2 protein-coding genes are annotated in these 1,135 nt (G+C 29.4%); both read left to right on the top strand.

The features are described 5' to 3' along the window. The first annotated feature begins 113 nt into the window (after positions 1-113). The gene (locus C9E89_RS22700; RefSeq protein ID WP_025464995.1) at positions 114-530 is read left to right on the top strand and encodes a conjugal transfer protein TraD; all 417 of its coding nucleotides are present in this window, start codon (positions 114-116) and stop codon (positions 528-530) included. Between the two features lie 160 nt (positions 531-690). Continuing rightward, positions 691-1,135 (top strand): hypothetical protein (locus tag C9E89_RS22695; RefSeq protein ID WP_147305753.1); only part of this gene is annotated, 445 nt, incomplete at its 3' end.

Raw genomic sequence — 1,135 nt, 5'->3', positions numbered from 1 at the left:
TAATCTCCAGAACGACTTTAACAAAATTACGTTACTCGAACGTAAATATTTTGTTATCGTTCTTTGAGTATTGAGCCTGTGCTTTTGCGGTATATGAATTAATGGAATTGAATATGAATAATGATTGGCTGTCTGAAAAAATCACATATATTTCTGCTTTAAAGAATCCTAGTGATGCTCAAAAACTTTTACTTGAATTAGCCAAAATTCAGTACAGAACACCCGACCAAGAGAAAAAAATCAATGCCTTGATCAAAGCTGAAAAAGCCATAGATCGAGCAAATAAGCAAAAAGTTGCAGTTAGAAAATTATTGAATGCCGAAAAGGAAGCAGAACGTAAAGCTCGTACACGTCATCTCATTCAATTAGGCGCACTATTTGAAATAGCTAACCTAGATCAGCGTGACCCAGCCGAATTACTTGGCATTCTTCTAAAAACTGCTGAAATTGATCCTAATGATATGAAATGGCAAATTTGGAAAGAGCTAGGACAAGAAACTTTAAATCATCGTAAAAAAGACAAAAAGTGATTGTTCAGAATTTTTATTCAACTTTATCTAAGCACGTAAAAAACTCATCTATATACAGAGGGTCTAAAAATTATATTTTTGATTTATAAAGATAATTAAAGATTACTTTGCATAAGGTGTATTATCTTAATAATAAGGCAACTAAGGTAGGATGAATTTTATGGCGACTGCAATTCGTGCAGATTATTGTACAAATATGACTATAAACAATTGCTCTTTTTCAGGGTTTAACAATTGTATAGAGATGAACTTTTGTACTAACTTCAATATATTAGGTAGTGGTTTTTTTAATTCTAATAATGCTGTCTTTTTATCTAATTGCTACGGAAAAGGAGCTATATCAAACAACTATACTCATAATGTAAATAATTTAATTTCAGTTGCTGATTCAAAACTAAAATACCCTCTTCCTTCAAAAAATAAGGAAAAGCATAAAATCATAAAAAAAGAGCAGAAGAAAAATAGTTCAATAAGGAATATAGAATTTAATAAAAAAATTAAAGAACTTATTAACTTAGAAGCTAACCAAAAATTTATTAAGAGAAATCATCAGTTAGCTTGTAAAATAAAATATATAAAAGCAAATCTTGGAAAATTAGAAGCTG

Origin of the sequence: Acinetobacter sichuanensis (assembly GCF_003024515.2) — a bacterium.
GTDB lineage: Bacteria > Pseudomonadota > Gammaproteobacteria > Pseudomonadales > Moraxellaceae > Acinetobacter > Acinetobacter sichuanensis.
The sequence above is the reverse complement of the archived record's forward strand: the minus strand, read 5'-3'. Positions and strand labels throughout refer to the sequence as shown.

Bases quoted from the DNA above. Each gene is read 5' to 3' on its own strand.
- C9E89_RS22700 (WP_025464995.1), top strand. From the start codon at position 114: ATGAATAATGATTGGCTGTCTGAAAAAATCACATATATTTCTGCTTTA.